General features: G+C 66.6%; 15 protein-coding genes. 14 read left to right on the top strand and 1 reads right to left on the bottom strand.

Annotation, left to right across the window (positions count from 1 at the left end; genetic code table 11):
• Nucleotides 1–35: 35 nt before the first annotated feature.
• The 10 genes from AC2FAN_RS12435 to AC2FAN_RS12390 all read left to right on the top strand — a co-directional run bounded on the left by AC2FAN_RS12435 (nucleotide 36) and on the right by AC2FAN_RS12390 (nucleotide 10,407).
• Entirely contained in the window at nucleotides 36–980 is a 945-nt protein-coding gene (locus AC2FAN_RS12435; protein ID WP_485174345.1) for a heme o synthase, read from the top strand.
• The gene (locus AC2FAN_RS12430) at nucleotides 977–1,150 is read left to right on the top strand and encodes a hypothetical protein (protein ID WP_265052221.1); all 174 of its coding nucleotides are present in this window, start codon (nucleotides 977–979) and stop codon (nucleotides 1,148–1,150) included. Before AC2FAN_RS12435 ends, AC2FAN_RS12430 begins: the two co-directional genes overlap by 4 nt.
• Nucleotides 1,150–1,761, top strand: coding sequence for a cytochrome c oxidase assembly protein (locus AC2FAN_RS12425; RefSeq protein WP_265052220.1), 612 nt, complete (start codon nucleotides 1,150–1,152; stop codon nucleotides 1,759–1,761). Before AC2FAN_RS12430 ends, AC2FAN_RS12425 begins: the two co-directional genes overlap by 1 nt.
• A 53-nt stretch (nucleotides 1,762–1,814) precedes the next feature.
• Nucleotides 1,815–2,678, top strand: a complete 864-nt coding sequence (locus AC2FAN_RS12420) for a cytochrome c oxidase subunit 3 (protein ID WP_476805041.1) — start codon at nucleotides 1,815–1,817, stop codon at nucleotides 2,676–2,678.
• A 146-nt stretch (nucleotides 2,679–2,824) separates the two neighbouring features.
• Complete coding sequence (locus tag AC2FAN_RS12415; RefSeq protein WP_485174342.1) at nucleotides 2,825–3,199, top strand: DUF983 domain-containing protein; 375 nt, start codon at nucleotides 2,825–2,827, stop codon at nucleotides 3,197–3,199.
• A complete protein-coding gene (locus tag AC2FAN_RS12410; protein WP_485174340.1) occupies nucleotides 3,196–3,960 on the top strand; it encodes an SURF1 family protein in 765 nt (254 codons plus the stop codon). The genes AC2FAN_RS12415 and AC2FAN_RS12410 overlap by 4 nt, the downstream gene beginning before the upstream one ends.
• Nucleotides 3,961–4,031: 71 nt before the next feature.
• Nucleotides 4,032–5,447, top strand: coding sequence for a threonine synthase (gene thrC / locus AC2FAN_RS12405; protein WP_485174338.1), 1,416 nt, complete (start codon nucleotides 4,032–4,034; stop codon nucleotides 5,445–5,447).
• Nucleotides 5,448–5,476: 29 nt separating this feature from the next.
• On the top strand, nucleotides 5,477–6,784 hold the full coding sequence (locus AC2FAN_RS12400; protein ID WP_485174578.1) for a M16 family metallopeptidase: 1,308 nt from the start codon (nucleotides 5,477–5,479) through the stop codon (nucleotides 6,782–6,784).
• Nucleotides 6,785–6,790: 6 nt separating this feature from the next.
• On the top strand, nucleotides 6,791–7,390 hold the full coding sequence (locus AC2FAN_RS12395) for a GNAT family N-acetyltransferase (protein WP_265052215.1): 600 nt from the start codon (nucleotides 6,791–6,793) through the stop codon (nucleotides 7,388–7,390).
• Nucleotides 7,391–7,467: 77 nt separating this feature from the next.
• The gene (locus tag AC2FAN_RS12390) at nucleotides 7,468–10,407 is read left to right on the top strand and encodes an EAL domain-containing protein (protein ID WP_476805037.1); all 2,940 of its coding nucleotides are present in this window, start codon (nucleotides 7,468–7,470) and stop codon (nucleotides 10,405–10,407) included.
• A 268-nt stretch (nucleotides 10,408–10,675) separates the two neighbouring features.
• Here the strand turns inward: AC2FAN_RS12390 and AC2FAN_RS12385 are convergent, their stop codons facing one another.
• On the bottom strand, nucleotides 10,676–11,287 hold the full coding sequence (locus AC2FAN_RS12385) for a YqgE/AlgH family protein (protein ID WP_265052213.1): 612 nt from the start codon (nucleotides 11,285–11,287) through the stop codon (nucleotides 10,676–10,678).
• A 258-nt stretch (nucleotides 11,288–11,545) separates the two neighbouring features.
• On the opposite strand from AC2FAN_RS12385, the gene AC2FAN_RS12380 reads away from it, so the two are divergent.
• The 4 genes from AC2FAN_RS12380 (at nucleotide 11,546) to AC2FAN_RS12365 (ending at nucleotide 15,397) form a co-directional block, all read left to right on the top strand.
• Nucleotides 11,546–12,409, top strand: coding sequence for a protein-disulfide reductase DsbD domain-containing protein (locus tag AC2FAN_RS12380; protein ID WP_265052212.1), 864 nt, complete (start codon nucleotides 11,546–11,548; stop codon nucleotides 12,407–12,409).
• Between the two features lie 48 nt (nucleotides 12,410–12,457).
• Complete coding sequence (locus AC2FAN_RS12375) at nucleotides 12,458–12,943, top strand: redoxin family protein (RefSeq protein ID WP_485174335.1); 486 nt, start codon at nucleotides 12,458–12,460, stop codon at nucleotides 12,941–12,943.
• A gap of 772 nt (nucleotides 12,944–13,715) precedes the next feature.
• Entirely contained in the window at nucleotides 13,716–14,165 is a 450-nt protein-coding gene (locus tag AC2FAN_RS12370) for a GNAT family N-acetyltransferase (protein ID WP_485174333.1), read from the top strand.
• A gap of 209 nt (nucleotides 14,166–14,374) precedes the next feature.
• On the top strand, nucleotides 14,375–15,397 hold the full coding sequence (locus AC2FAN_RS12365; protein ID WP_485174331.1) for an LLM class flavin-dependent oxidoreductase: 1,023 nt from the start codon (nucleotides 14,375–14,377) through the stop codon (nucleotides 15,395–15,397).
• The last annotated feature ends 119 nt before the right edge of the window (nucleotides 15,398–15,516 follow it).

Raw genomic sequence — 15,516 nt, 5'->3', positions numbered from 1 at the left:
GGCGCCGTTTCACGAGTACGAAGACGATTCGACAGATGTCTGCTGCGTTCGAAACCCGCACCGACGGCCTGACCGCCTCCCCCGGCGAAGCGCGCGATTTCTTCGCGCTGCTGAAGCCGCGCGTGATGTCGCTCGTCGTGGTGACGGCGCTGACCGGCATGGCGACGGCGCCGGGCTCGGTGCACCCCGTCATCGCGCTCGCCGCGCTGATCGCGATCGCGGTCGGCGCCGGTGCCTCCGGCTGCCTCAACATGTGGTACGACGCCGATATCGACGCGCTGATGAGCCGCACGGCCAAGCGCCCGATCCCGGCCGGCCGCGTCCTGGCCTCCGAGGCGCTGGCCTTCGGGCTGACACTCTCGATCGGCTCGGTATTGGTGCTCGGCCTGGTCGCCAATGAACTTGCGGCCTTCATGCTGGCCTTCACCATCTTCTTCTACGCCGTCGTCTATTCGATGTGGCTGAAGCGCTGGACGCCGCAGAACATCGTGATCGGCGGTGCCGCCGGGGCCTTCCCGCCGATGATCGGCGAAGCGGTGGTGACCGGCGATTTCGGCTGGCATTCGCTGGTGCTGTTCGCGATCATCTTCCTGTGGACGCCGCCGCATTTCTGGGCGCTGGCGCTGGTCAAGTCCGAAGACTATGCGCGCGCCGGCATCCCGATGATGCCGAACGTGGCCGGGCCTGCCGCCACCCGCCGGCAGATCGTGCTCTATTCGCTGCTCATGGCTCCCGTCGCCGTGCTGCCGGCACTGATGGGCTTCGGCGGCCTGCTCTACCTGATCGTCTCGGTGACCACCGGCCTCGCCATGATCTGGCTTGCGATCCGCGTCTGGCGCCGCACGGAGGGACAGCCCGCCGTGAAGGCCGCCTATTCCCTGTTCGGCTTCTCGATCATCTATCTCTTCCTGCTGTTCGCCGTGCTGCTCGTCGAGAACGGCCTTGGGCTGATGTGGGCCCTGCCGAAGGTGATCGGATGAGCGAGCAGCCCCCCAAGCAGCCCGCGCCGGCTCCGTTCTCGCCGGAGGACATGGCGCGCCGCCGCCGCCGCTCCGTCGCGCTCGCGCTGGTGCTGGCCGGGCTCGTGGTGTTCTTCTTCGTGGTGACGCTGGTGAAGACCGGCCCCGCGATCATGAACCGGCCGCTGTGATGACGAACCCCGCCCCCGAGAAGCCCAGGGCCAATCCGGCGCGCACCGCGTTGATCTGCGCCGGCGTCGCCTTCGGCATGCTGGGCGCCTCCTTCGCGGCGGTGCCGCTCTACGACCTGTTCTGCAAGGTCACCGGTTTCGGCGGCACGCCGATGGTCGGGACGGCCGGCGCCGGCAAGATCCTCGACCGGACGATGGCAGTGCGTTTCGACGCCAATGTCGCGCCGGGCCTGGGCTGGAAGTTCGAGGCCGAGAGCCCGGAGATCAAGGTCCGCGTCGGCGCGACGCAGACCGTGTTCTACAAGATGACGAATCGCTCGGACCGCACCGTGACCGGCATCGCGACCTACAATGTCGCGCCGGAGAAGGGCGCGGCCTATTTCGTCAAGATCCAGTGCTTCTGCTTCACCGAGCACACGCTCAAGCCGGGCGAGAGCTTCGAAGCGCCGGTGGTGTTCTATATCGACCCCGAGATCGCTGGGAATCGCGAGCTCGACGGGGTCCACGCCATCACGCTGTCCTACACCTATTTCGCCTCCAAGTCGGGCCAGCCCGTCGCCGAGGACAAGGCCGGCTCCGTCAAGGGTGACGCGGGCAATTCGAAACTGTAGAACGCGCTAGAGCAAAAGCGCGGACAAGACGCCGTACGCGGAGACTGAATAAGATGGCCGGGGCCCATACGAAGCACCACGACTACCACCTCGTCGATCCGAGCCCGTGGCCGCTCGTCGGCGCCGCCAGCGCGACCGTGCTGGCGATCGGCGCCGTGATGTGGATGAAGGCGCTGCCCGTGGGCGGCATGCATATCGGCCCGCTCGTCTTCGGCGCCGGCCTGCTCGGCGTGCTCTACACCATGCTCTCCTGGTGGATGGACGTGGTGCGCGAGGCCGAAACGGAGGGCCACCACACCCGCGTCGTCCAGCTCCACCACCGCTACGGCATGATCATGTTCATCGCCTCGGAGGTGATGTTCTTCGTCGCATGGTTCTGGGCCTATTTCGACGCCAGCCTGTTTTCCGGCGAGACGATCAACTATCTCCGCTACGATTTCACCGGCGGCGTCTGGCCGCCCAAGGGCATCGAGACCTTCGATCCCTGGCACCTGCCGCTGCTCAACACCCTGATCCTGCTGACCTCGGGCACGACCGTGACCTGGGCGCATTACGCGCTGATCAACAACGACCGCGCCGGCCTGAAGCAGGCCCTGTGGCTGACGGTGATCCTCGGCATCCTGTTCACGCTGTGCCAAGCCTACGAGTATTCGCACGCCACCTTCGCCTTCAGGGGCAACATCTACGGCGCCACCTTCTTCATGGCGACCGGCTTCCACGGCGCGCATGTCATCATCGGCACCATCTTCCTGGCGATCTGCCTCTACCGGGCCTATCTCGGCCACTTCAAGCCGAACCAGCATCTCGGCTTCGAGTTCGCCGCCTGGTACTGGCACTTCGTCGACGTGGTCTGGCTGTTCCTGTTCGCCGCGATCTACGTCTGGGGCGCGGGTGGGCACGCGGCCGCGGCGCACTAGATCACGAACAACTACCGCGCCCTCGCGGTTCTCGTCTGACGAAAGGCGGCCGCGAGGCCGCCTTTCCTGCTTAGGTCCTTTGATTTTGCATCGGCTTTCCCGAAAACCGCATTCCACTTTTCGGGCCGATGCTCTGGGAGGCTGCGATGGCCGGTCCTGAACCCACACCTCCCTCCCCCTATTCCACGGGGCTGGCCGGGCGCTGCCCACGCTGCGGCGAAGGTGCGCTGTTCGACGGTTTCCTCAAGCTGAAGCCGCGCTGCAGCGCCTGCGGGCTCGACTACAAATTCGCGGACTCAGCCGACGGCCCGGCCGTCTTCATCATGCTGATCGCGGGCTTCGTCGTGCTGGGCGCGGCGCTCTATGTCGAGATCGCCTATGAGCCGCCGATCTGGCTGCACCTGTCGATGTGGCTGCCGCTGGCGCTGATCCTCTGCCTCGGGCTGCTCAGGCCGATGAAGGGGCTCGCCGTCGCGCTGCAATACGCCCACAAGGCCGAGGAAGGCGGACGCGCGAAGTGACGGCGCAAATCGCAATCGAGCGGAGGCCGAGCCTGATCCTGCCGACGATCCTGACGATCGTGGGCACGGCGATCCTCTGCACGCTCGGGGCCTGGCAGCTCCAGCGCATGCAGGAGAAGCACGCCTATATCGAGCGGCTGCAGGCGCAGGCTGCCGGCGCGCCGGCTGCGATGCCGGCGAGCGCCGAATGGGCCAAGCTCGATGCCGCCGCGCTCGACCTGACCCGCGTCGCCGCAACAGGCCGTTACGTCGACGGGCCGATCGCCGGCGTGCGCACCACGATCGCCGCCGGCCCGCCGGGCTCGCGCCAGCTTTCCGGCTTCGGCCGCTGGGTGTTCCAGGGCTTCCGGCTGGAAGATGGCAGCATCATCCTGGTCAATCGCGGCTTCGTGCCTGAAAGCCGCATCGGACAGATCGGCCCGGCCAGCGGCCCCGACACGATCAAGGGCTTCCTGCGCGCGCCGGAAATCCGAAACACCTTCACGCCGGATGACCTGCCGTCGATCCGGGAGTTCTACACGCGCGATCCCGGCGCCATCGCCGCCTCGCTCGGCCTGCCTCCGGCGCCGTTCTATCTCGAAGCCGAGCGGGAGGGCGACGGGCTGACGCCACCGGCCGGCGTCGATGTGCGCGAGCTGATCGCGCGAATCCCCGACAACCATCTCCAATATGCCCTGACCTGGTTCGGACTGGCGCTGACCCTGCTCGGCGTCTTCGCCGCCTGGGTCTGGCAGGCGCGGAAGGGCTCGGCCCCGGCCTGACGTCTCGACGGTTTTGCCGAAACCGACGGACCGGCCTATAGCATCTGACTGAGATCACCGAGGCCAAGATCGTGTTGCATGTCTCCACCCGGGGTGAAGCCCCGGCGCTCAGCTTTTCCGACGCGCTCCTGACCGGGCTCGCCCGCGACGGCGGCCTCTATCTGCCGCAGAGCTGGCCGAAACTCACGCCGGCCGAGATCGCCGGCTTCGCGGGCCAGCCCTACACTGCCGTGGCCGAACGCGTGCTCGGCGCCCTGACAGGCGGCGATGTCGAGCCGAAGGCGCTGGGCTCGATGATCCATCAGGCCTATGCCGGCTTCCGGCACACGGCCGTCTGCCCGCTGACCCAGATCGGCGACAATCTCTTCGTGCTCGAGCTGTTCCACGGCCCGACGCTCGCCTTCAAGGACGTGGCGATGCAGCTGCTCGGGCGGCTGATGGACCAGGTGCTCGGCCAGCGGGGCCAGCGCGCCACCATCGTCGGCGCGACCTCCGGCGATACGGGCGGGGCTGCCATCGACGCCTTCAAGGGGCTAAAGAGCGTCGACGTCTTCATCCTCTATCCGCAGGGCCGTGTCTCCGACGTGCAGCGCCGGCAGATGACGACGGTCGATGCGCCGAACGTCCATGCCATCGCGGTCGAAGGCACCTTCGACGATTGCCAGAATCTCGTGAAGGCGATGTTCAACCACCACGCCTTCCGCGACGAGATCGGCCTCTCGGGCGTGAACTCGATCAACTGGGCCCGCATCGCGGCGCAGGTGGTCTATTACTTCACCTCCGCCGTCGCGCTCGGTGGCCCGGCGCGCAAGGTTTCCTTCGCGGTGCCGACCGGCAATTTCGGCGACATTCTCGCCGGCTGGGTCGCCAAGCAGATGGGCCTGCCGATCGAGCGGCTGCTGATCGCGACCAACAGCAACGACATCCTGACGCGCACGCTCGAAACCGGCGCCTATGAGATGCGAGGCGTCGCGGCGACGACCTCGCCCTCGATGGATATCCAGATATCCTCGAATTTCGAGCGGCTGCTGTTCGAGGCCCATGGCCGAGACGGCGGCGCGGTACGCCGGCTGATGCAATCGCTGCAGCAATCCGGCCGCTTCGAGATCGCGGCCGAGCCGCTCCAGCGCATCCGCGGCGATTTCGACGCGAGCGCTCAGAGCGAGGAGCAGGTCGCGGCCGAGATCCGCAAGAGCTGGACCGAAGCCGGATATCTGCTCGACCCCCATACCGCGATCGGCGTCGGCGCCGCGCGGCAGGCCCTGAAGCGCAACCCGGCGACGCCGATGATCGTGCTCGGCACGGCCCACCCGGCCAAGTTCCCCGCGGCGGTGAAAGCGGCGAGCGGCGTCGAACCCGCCCTGCCCGCCCATCTTGCCGATCTGATGGCGCGGAAGGAGCGCCTGACGCTGCTGCCGAACGACCTCGGCAAGGTCGAGGCCTTCGTGCGCGAGCATGCCCGCGCCGTCCGCGGGGCGGCAGCGTGAGCGCGACCGGACCGGCCGAGGCCGCCGAGATCGCCGCACCGGCTCGGCCGGAAGGTGCCCATGATCCCGAGGTCGGGCTGACCACCCTGCCCTCGGGCCTGCGCATCGTCTCGCAACACATGGAGCATGCCGCGACCGTCTCGCTGGGTATCTGGATCGGCGCCGGCTCGCGCGACGAGCTGTCCCATGAGCATGGCCTCGCCCATCTGCTCGAGCATATGGCGTTCAAGGGCACGGCGCGGCGCAACGCACTGCAGATCGCCGAGGAGATCGAAAGCGTCGGCGGCGACCTCAATGCCGCGACATCAGTCGAATACACCTGCTACACCGCCCGCGTGCTCGGCGCCGATCTAGGGCTCGCCGTCGACATCCTCGCCGACATCGTGACCTCGCCCGCCCTCACCGAGGAGGAGCTGAAGCGCGAGAAGGGCGTGATCCTGCAGGAGATCTCGGCCGTTCAGGATACGCCCGACGATCTCGTCTACGACCGCTTCCTGCAGGCCGCCTTCCCCGACCAGCCGATCGGCCGGCCGATCCTCGGCACCGCCAAGACGGTGAAGGGTTTCACGCCCGATGCGATCCGCGCCTATCTCGCGCGCAACTACCATGCGGGAAACATGGTGCTCGCCGCCTCCGGCGCCGTGGACCATGACGAGCTGGTCGCGCTGGCCCGCGAGCATCTGTCGAAACTGCCGGCCAGGCCGGACGAAATACCAGAGCGGGAAGCCGGCGAGTATCGCGGCGGTGAAGCCCGGATCGGCAGCGACGAGGAGCAGGTGCATCTCGTGCTTGGCCTGCCCGGCCTGCCCTTCACCGGCGGAGCCCATTATCCGCTGCAGATCTTCGCCTCCGTGCTCGGCGGCGGGCTCTCATCGCGGCTGTTCCAGGAGGTGCGCGAACAGCGTGGCCTGGCCTATGCGATCGACGCCTTCCACTGGCCCTTCTCCGATTGCGGCGTCTTCGGCATCGGCGCCGGCACCGCACCGGAAGATGCCAACGAGCTGATCGAGGTCGCATTCGGCTGCCTGCGCCAGGCTGCCGAGGATGTCAGCGAGGTCGAGGTGGCGCGAGCCCGTGCCCAGATGAAGGTGGGGTTGTTGGCTTCACTTGAGAGCCCCGGCGGCAAGCTGGAGCAGATGGCGCGGCAGGTGCTGATCTTCGGCCGGGCGATCCCGCGCGAGGAGCTGGCCGCCCGGCTCGACGCGGTGACGCTGGAGGACGTGCGCGCCGCCGGCCGCTCGCTGCTCGGCCACCAACCGACCATCGCCGCGATCGGCCCGATCCAGGACGTTCCCGCCGCCAAGCGCCTGCGCCAGGCGGCCCGGGCGGCGGACTGAACGGCGATGGCGCTCTTCCGTTTCCCGAGCGAGCCGCCAAACCGCCCGCTGATCCGGACGCAGAACCTCTTCCTGCGGGCGCCGCAGGCCAGCGACTACTCGGCCTGGGCCGTGCTGCGCATCGAAAGCCGCGAGTTCCTGACGCCCTGGGAGCCGACCTGGAACGAGGACGACCTGACCCGCGCTTCGTTCCGGCTGCGGGCCAAGCGCGCATCGCGCGAGATCGCCAGCGACGAGGCCTATTCGCTGTTCATCTTCGAGGCCCATTCGGAAGCGCTGCTCGGGGGGCTGACGCTCGGCCTGATCCGGCGCGGAGTCGCACAGGCCTGCACGCTCGGCTACTGGATGGGCAAGCGCCATGCCGGCAGGGGCCATATGACGGAAGCGGTGCGCGGCGCCGTACGCTTCGCCTTCTCCGAACTTGCGCTCCACCGGGTCGAGGCCGCCTGCCTGTCGAACAATGAGCCCTCGCGGCGCCTGCTGGAGCGGGTCGGCTTCCGGCACGAAGGGCTGGCGCGCGCCTATCTGAAGATCAACGGCGCCTGGGCCGATCACCTGCTCTATGCCGTGCTCTCGAACGATGCGCTGACCGGAGAGAAGCCGTGACGGCAGCGGTTGACCACAGCCGCGCTCTGCCTTGCCCTTGCCATGAGCGACCAATAGGGATTTTCGTTCAAACTCGAATGATCGTTTCCCGCCTGATAGCCGAGCACAGCTTGTCCATTTCCGAGCGCATCCTCCGGATCGGCCTCGCCGTCGCCGGCCTTGCCCTGTGGTTTGTTTTTGCGGCCGCGACGCCGGCAAGCGCCGTCGAAGCGGTGCGCGTGCCGGTCGACGTGCCGGTGATCGACCTCACAAATGTCGTCGAGCGCAACAAATCCGACGGCGACGTCATCCAGATCTCGACCGCGCCGGGGCCGGACGGCATCGTCCGCCGCATCGCGGTCAGGGCGCGCGAATCCGGCGCGCGGCCGGACTGGATCGTCTTCGCGCTCACCAATGATTCCGACGAGCAGATCGACCGGCTGCTGGTCGCGCCGTTCCACCGCCTGATCGGCTCCGGCGTGGTCTGGCCCGATCTCGGCGACAAGCGCATCGAGGCGGTGACCGCGAGCCAGGGCCTCGCACCCGATCGCGAGGCCAGCCCCGACGCCGACGTCTTCCTGATCACGCTCGACCCCGGCACGACCGTGACCTTCGTCGCCGAATTGAAGTCGCCCAACCTGCCGCAGCTCTATCTCTACGAGTCGGAAGCCTACCGGCAGAAGACCAACGGGCTGACCCTCTACAAGGGCATCATCATCGGCATCGCCGGCCTGTTGGCGCTGTTCCTGACCATCATCTTCGTGGTCAAGGGCGCGGTGATCTTCCCGGCCGCCGCGGCGCTCGCCTGGGCGGTCCTTGCCTATGCAGGCCTCGACTTCGGCTTCTTCCAGCGTCTCTTCCCGCTCACGCCTGCGATCGAGCGCATCTACCGTGCCGGCGCCGAGGTGGTGCTGGCGGCGACGCTGCTCGTCTTCCTCTTCGCCTATCTCAACCTGTCGCGCTGGCATGTGCGCTACGGCCATGTCACGGCGATCTGGATCCTCGGGCTCGCCGGGTTGATCGGTCTTGCCGTCTTCGACGCGCCGATGGCCTCGGGCATCGCGCGCATCTCGATCGCCGCCGTCGCGGCTGTCGGCTTTGTGCTCGTCGTGCATCTGGCGACGCATGGCTATGAGCGCGCGGTGATGCTGATCCCGACCTGGTTCCTGCTCGCGGTCTGGGTCACGGCGGCGAGCTTCACCGTCACCGGGCAATTCCAACGCGATCTGGTCGCGCCTGCCTTGTTGGGCGGCCTCGTGCTGATCGTGCTGCTGATCGGCTTCACCGTGATCCAGCACGCCTTCGCCGGCGGCGCGATCTCGCAAGGCCTGGTCTCGGATACCGAACGGCGGGCGCTCGCCCTCTCGGGTTCGGGCGACCTCGTCTTCGACTGGGACGTCAGTTCCGACAAGGTCTTCGTCTCGCCGCAGATCGAGGCGCTGCTCGGGCTGCCCAAAGGCTCGCTCGAGGGCTCGGCGGCACGCTGGCTGGAGCACATGCACGTCGCCGACCGCGATCGCTACCGCGTCACGCTCGATGCGGTGCTGGAGCAGCGGCGCGGCAAGCTCAATCTCGACCTGCGCCTGCGCGCCGCAAGCGGCGCCTATCACTGGTTCAACGTCAAGGCGCGGCCGGTCCTCGGCTCGGACGGCGAGGTCATCCGCGTCATTGGCACGCTCTCGGACGTCACCGAGCAGCGCACCGCGCAGGAGCGGCTGCTGCACGACGCCGTCCACGACAACCTGACCGGCTTGCCCAACCGCAAGCTGTTCCAGGACCGGCTCGGCGCGATCTTCGGCTTCACCCGTGCCGACGACAACATCCGCCCGACCGTGCTCGTGATCGACGTGGACCGCTTCAAGCAGGTCAACGAATCGGTCGGCTTCTCGGCCGGCGACTCGATCCTGCTGACGCTGGCCCGCCGACTCGGACGGCTGCTGAGGGCGCAGGACACGCTCGCCCGGATCGGCGGCGACACCTTCGCGATGATCCTCGTCTCGGAGCGCGACCCGGAGCGCATCCTGGCGCTGGCCGAGCTCGTGCGCCGCGCCGTCTCGACGCCGATCACCTATGCCGAGCGCGAGATCGTGCTGACGCCCTCGATCGGGCTCGCCTTGTTCGATCCCTCTTCGGCCGCGCGCAAGGACGACGCGCTCAAGAACGCCGAGCTCGCCATGGCCCATGCCAAGCGCCAGGGCGGCAATAAGATCGAGGTCTTCGTGCCGGCGATGCGGACCGACCGCAACGACCGGCTCGCGCTCGAAAGCGACCTGCGCCGGGCGATCGAGCGCAGCGAGATCCAGGTCATGTACCAGCCGATCGTCCGGTTGGAGGACCGCACGATCGCGGGCTTCGAGGCGCTGGTGCGCTGGGACCATCCGCGCGAGGGCCGGCTGATGCCGCAGGACTTCCTCGCCATCGCCGAGGAGACCGGGCTGATCGTCGATCTCGGCGTCTATGTGATGGACAAGACGGCGCGCGAGCTCGAAGCCTGGCAGGCTGCACTCGAAGTCGACCCGCCGATCTTCGCCAGCGTCAACGTCTCCAGCCGGCAACTGCTGCGCCACGACCTGCTGCATGACGTGAAGACCGTGCTCGGGCGCCGGCGCGTGCTGCCCGGCACGCTGAAGCTCGAAATCACCGAGAGCCTCGTGATGGAGAACCCGGAATATGCCGCGCAGATGCTGCAACGCATCCGCGACCTCGGCGCCGGATTGTCGCTCGACGATTTCGGCACGGGCTACTCGTCGCTGTCCTATCTGCAGCGCTTCCCCTTCGACACGATCAAAATCGACCAGAGCTTCGTGCGGCAGATGGGCAATGGCCGCCCGCCGGTGATCCTGCGCTCGATCGTGCAACTCGCCTCCGATCTCGGCATGGATGTGGTCGCGGAAGGCGCGGAAAGCGAGTCGGATGCGATCGAGCTCTACCAGCTCGGCTGCCAATACGCGCAGGGCTACATCTTCGGACAGCCGATGACGGCGGCCGAAGCGCGCCGCCTGATGGGCGCAACGGCGGCGGCGACGGAAGCGGCGTAACTCACTGCGTCATGCTCGCGCGAAGCGAAGCGCAGACCCGGGGATCGCAGGACAAGAGCATGCCGCGTTTTCGTCAAACGCGGGTCATCCCGGACGTAGCGAAGCGGAGATCCGGGATCCATGCCCGAGCCTTCGTCGGCAACGTCCCGGCATGAATCCCGGGTCAAGCCCGGGATGACGGCGTGATTCCGCACCAAATCGGCACGCCCTGGATGACTCGGGTTGAAAAGATGCTCGGGTCAGGGCCGAGAATGCCGGAGCGGCGGTTTCAGGCGTGGCCGGCTTCGCGCGAGAGGAAGGCCGGGTCGATGCCGATCTTGTTCAGCGCCCGCTGGTATTTGGTATCGACGCCCTCGTCGAACAGCAATTCGGGGTCGGCGGCGCAGTGCAGCCAGCCATTGGACTGGATCTCGGCTTCGAGCTGGCCCGCAGCCCAGCCGGCATAGCCCAGAGCGAGGACGGCGTTTTCCGGCCCGCTGCCGACGGCGATGGCGCGGAGGATGTCGAGCGTCGCCGTCAGGCAGATGCCGTCGTCGATCGGCAGCGTCGCCGATTCGAGGAAGAAATCGGCGGTATGGAGCACGAAGCCGCGCTTGGTCTCGACCGGCCCGCCGCGTAGCACCTGCATCTTCTCGGCGCGGCTCGGCAGGCGGATGATCTCTTCCGACGGGATGACGTCGAGCTGGACGAGGAGGTCCGGGAATCTCGTATCGGCTGCCGGCTTGTTGACGATGATGCCCATCGCGCCATCTTCCGAATGGGCACAGACATAGACGACGCTGCGGCTGAAGCGCGTATCGGCCATGCCCGGCATCGCGATCAGGCATTGCCCGTCGAGATAGCTGCGGCCGCCGACGCGTGGTTGTGAGCCGATCTTCATCCACCCATGCTAGAGGTTGTCGGGGAGTCTCGGCAAGGGTTGGATGCGAACAGGCCTGCCAAGATCGCGTGACCCTGGCCTGGCCACCGCCATGGATCACGTTCGCGTGCGGCACGGCTGAATGCGCGTACCGACACGGCCGGCAACGCGATTGTGCCCCATTTATGCAAGAAACTGCACGGTCGCGGCGGCGCTGGCTTCGCAGGGAGATGCAGGATTTGTTCGCTTTTCGGTTTCGCAATGGATAAGGCAGGGTCGGTGAACCGAGTTTTTTCCCTGCTGGCCATGGCGCCTTTCGTGCTGAGCGCCGTCGCGCATGCGCAGGAGGCAGCGACCGAAGCCGCGACGTCGCCCTGGTCGACGAGCGAGCATTCTAAGCTGCGGCTGATCGCCGGCCCCACGACCCCGACCGGAAAGCAGCGCGTCGGCGTCGAGATCGTGATGTCGCCGGGCTTCAAGACCTACTGGCGCAGCCCGGGTGAATTCGGCGTCCCGCCAAGCTTCGACTGGTCGGGCTCGATCAATATCGGCGGGCTCGACGTGCGCTGGCCGGTTCCGGAGCGGTTCCAGGATTCGGCCGGCTATTCCGTGGGCTATGTCGGCGAGGTCGTGATCCCGATCTCGGTGCAGCCGGTCGATCCGTCGCGGCCGGTCATGGTCGTGCTCAAGCTCGACTATGCGGTCTGCGAGAAGATCTGCATTCCCGCCAAGGGCGAGGCGAGCCTCTGGCTCGAGCCCGGCGTCACCACCGTGACGTCGCCACGGCTGGAGAGCTTCGAGGCGCGCGTTCCAGTCCCCGTGAAGCCGGGAACGCACAAGGAGAAGACCTCCATCATCGAGGCGAAGCTCGACGACACCGTGGTCGATCCAGGGTTGCGGCTCGTCCTGCAGCCGCCGCCCGATGGCAAGGTGCAGGACATCTTCGCCGAAGGCCCGGGGATGTGGTCCTTCGGCAAATCCCGGCTGGCGCCGCAGCCCGACGGGACGGTCGTCGCCCAGATCCGGATCAACGAACGGCCGAAGAGCGCCGCCGGCCCGGTCCCCCTCATCTTCACCATCCGCGGAATGCCCAAGCCCGTCGAGACACGGCTCGAACTCGACATCCCCGCCAGCAGGCCCTAATCCGGGGGCGAGCGGCCCCGGCCGCAGGCTTCACGGAGAACAGCCGCAATGACGATCAAGGTGGGTGACAAGCTTCCGCAGGCGACGTTTCGCGTCATGACCGCCGATGGGCCGGCGGCCAAGACGACCGACGACCTATTCAAAGGCCGCAAGGTCGTGCTCTTCGCCGTGCCCGGCGCCTTCACCCCGACCTGCCACAAGAACCATCTGCCCGGCTATCTGGCCAAGGCCGACGAGATCAAGGCCAAGGGCGTCGATGCCATCCTGGTGACCTCCACCAACGACGTGTTCGTGCTGGATGCCTGGTCGAAGGCCAGCGGCGGCGCCGGCGTCATCGAGTTCCTGTCTGACGGCAATGCCGACTTCGCCAAGGAGATCGGCCTGTCGATGGACGGCTCGGGCTTCGGCATGGGCACGCGCTCCCAGCGCTACTCGATGCTGATCGAGGACGGCGTTGTGAAGTCCCTCAATGTCGAGGAAGCACCGGGCAAGGCCGACACCTCCGGCGCCGAGACGATGCTCGGCCAGCTCTGAGGTTTTCCGGGTTATCGATCACAGAGCCCGCGCGATTGATTCGCGCGGGCTTTTTTGTTGAGGCTCCCGGCGCTGAAGCGTTCAACACGGCGAATGTCAGGAATGGGTCGGAAGCGGACTTGACTAGTGCCACCCCCTGTCATCGTCTCCATTGATTTTAACGGTAGGCAGTTGGTGCAATGGCATTCTCATCCGACCACATCCAGCGTGTCGTTAGAGAGATGGCCCATTTTTGGCAGCATGAGCGAACGCGCATCAATGGTCAAATTGGTCGAACTGGCATGAGAGCCCGTAACGTGGGCCTCGGCTCATCATTCAGTGAGCAGAAGATAGCCGCTCGAAAGGCGGCAAAATTCAGACGGTGGGTGGGGGACGAGACAAGCCGAGATATCGAATTGATCGAAGCCGTGTGCAGGTTCATTGCAATCGCATATCATGATGGACGTATACCTTTCGAGGAAGCTGACGCAGTGGCTAATCTCTTGTGGGAATACGAAAGTGCGTATCTGACAGAACGAATAACTCCGCCAATTCTATGGGATGTCTTCACGGCGTTCGACGCCGGTGAGTACCATAGGACGACAGACCAAAGTGATGATCCAGTGGGGGAGTTCACGAACCCCGCAATTGCTAAGATCGTCTCGCGCTTTAATGTCGCCTAAGGGCCGACCGCCTCCATTCCTTTCTACTCCGCTTGATCGATCCGATCTCGGCTTGTCATGAGACAAGTGCCGGACTGCCGGATAGCGTCTGCGCCGGAGGAGAGACCCGCATGTCCGACATCGTCATTCGCCCGCTGACCGCTGCCGACCGCGCCTTCTGGACGCCGCTCTGGCGGGGATACCTGACCTTCTACAAGGCGACGCTGCCGGCCGAACTCGACGCCGTCACCTTCGACCGGCTGACCGGCGGCCAGGAGCCCATGGGCGGTTTCATCGCCATGCGCGGCGACGAGGCGCTCGGCATGACCAACTGGGTGATCCACCGCTCGACCTGGAGCGAGCGCAACATCTGCTACCTGCAGGATTTGTTCACCGTGCCGGAAGCCCGCGGCACCGGCGTCGGGCGCAAGCTGATCGAAGCCGTGAACGAGATGGCGCGCGAGAAGAACTGCTTCCGCGTCTACTGGCAGACGCATGAGGCCAACCTGCAGGCGCAGGAGCTCTACAACAAGGTCGCCGACAAATCGGGCTTCATCGTCTATCGCCAGCCCTTGGCTTGAGCGGCAAGGCGTCGTTCCCGGGCTGGCCCGGGAATCTCATGCCGAAAGAGGCGCCTTTCCTTCAGGAGATGCTCGGGTCGAGCCCGAGCATGACGTCCTGATGGCACCGGTGCAGACGCGAGCGTGCAGGAGCGCACGCGCGCCTTGCCGCGAACCGCACTATATCGGGGGGAGTGATCGCCCTCGCGGTGGCCGGCAGGTTTGGAATCATGAAGAAGATCGGCTTTCTTTCGTTCGGCCATTGGTCGCCCTCGCCACAATCCGGCACGCGCTCGGCCGGCGATGCCCTATTGCAGTCGATCGATCTTGCCGTCGCCGCCGAGGAACTCGGCGCTGACGGCGCTTATGTCCGCGTCCACCATTTCGCGCGGCAACTGGCCTCGCCCTTCCCACTGCTGGCCGCCATCGGCGCGAAGACGAAGCGGATCGAGATCGGCACCGCCGTGATCGACATGCGCTACGAGAACCCGCTCTACATGGCGGAGGATGCCGGCGCGGCAGACCTGATCGCCGGCGGACGCCTCCAGCTCGGCCTCAGCCGCGGCTCGCCCGAGCAGGTCATCGATGGCTGGCGCCATTTCGGCTACGAGCCTGCTGAAGACCAGAGCGACGCCGATATGGGCCGGCGCCATGCGGAGGTGTTCCTCGACGTGCTGCGTGGCCAGGGCTTCGCCCAGCCCAATCCGCGCCCGATGTTTCCCAACCCGCCGGGGTTGCTGCGGCTCGAACCTCACTCCGAAGGCCTGCGCGAGCGCATCTGGTGGGGCGCCGGTTCCAACGCGACTGCCGTCTGGGCCGCCAAGCTCGGCATGAACCTGCAGAGCTCGACGCTCAAGGACGACGAGACGGGAGAGCCCTTCCACATCCAGCAGGCGAAGCAGATCCGCGCCTATCGCGAAGCGTGGAAGGAGACGGGGCATGCGCGCCAGCCGCGCGTCTCGGTCAGCCGCAGCATCTTCGCGCTGGTGGACGACCGCGACCGCGCCTATTTCGGCAGCGGAGACCAGAGCGACGATCAGGTCGGCTTCATCGACGAGAACACCCGCGCCATCTTCGGGCGCAGCTACGCCGCCGAACCGGACAAGCTGATCAAGGAGCTGGCCAAGGACGAGGCGATCGCCGAGGCCGATACGCTCTTGCTGACCGTGCCGAACCAGCTCGGCGTCAACTATAACGCCCATGTGCTCGAGGCGATCCTGAAGCACGTCGCACCCGGCCTCGGCTGGCGCTGAGGCGGGCGCCTCCCCCTCCAGCCTTCATCCCCGGATCAAGCCGGGCATCCGAAAAGCAAGCGCTGGAACCATGGCAGCCCCTCTCCCGCATAGGAGAGGGGTTTTCGGCGTTTCCCGGT

This window comes from Allobosea sp. RIT-PG3_2 (assembly GCF_057321085.1).
This window is presented reverse-complemented; position numbering and strand designations above follow the sequence as displayed.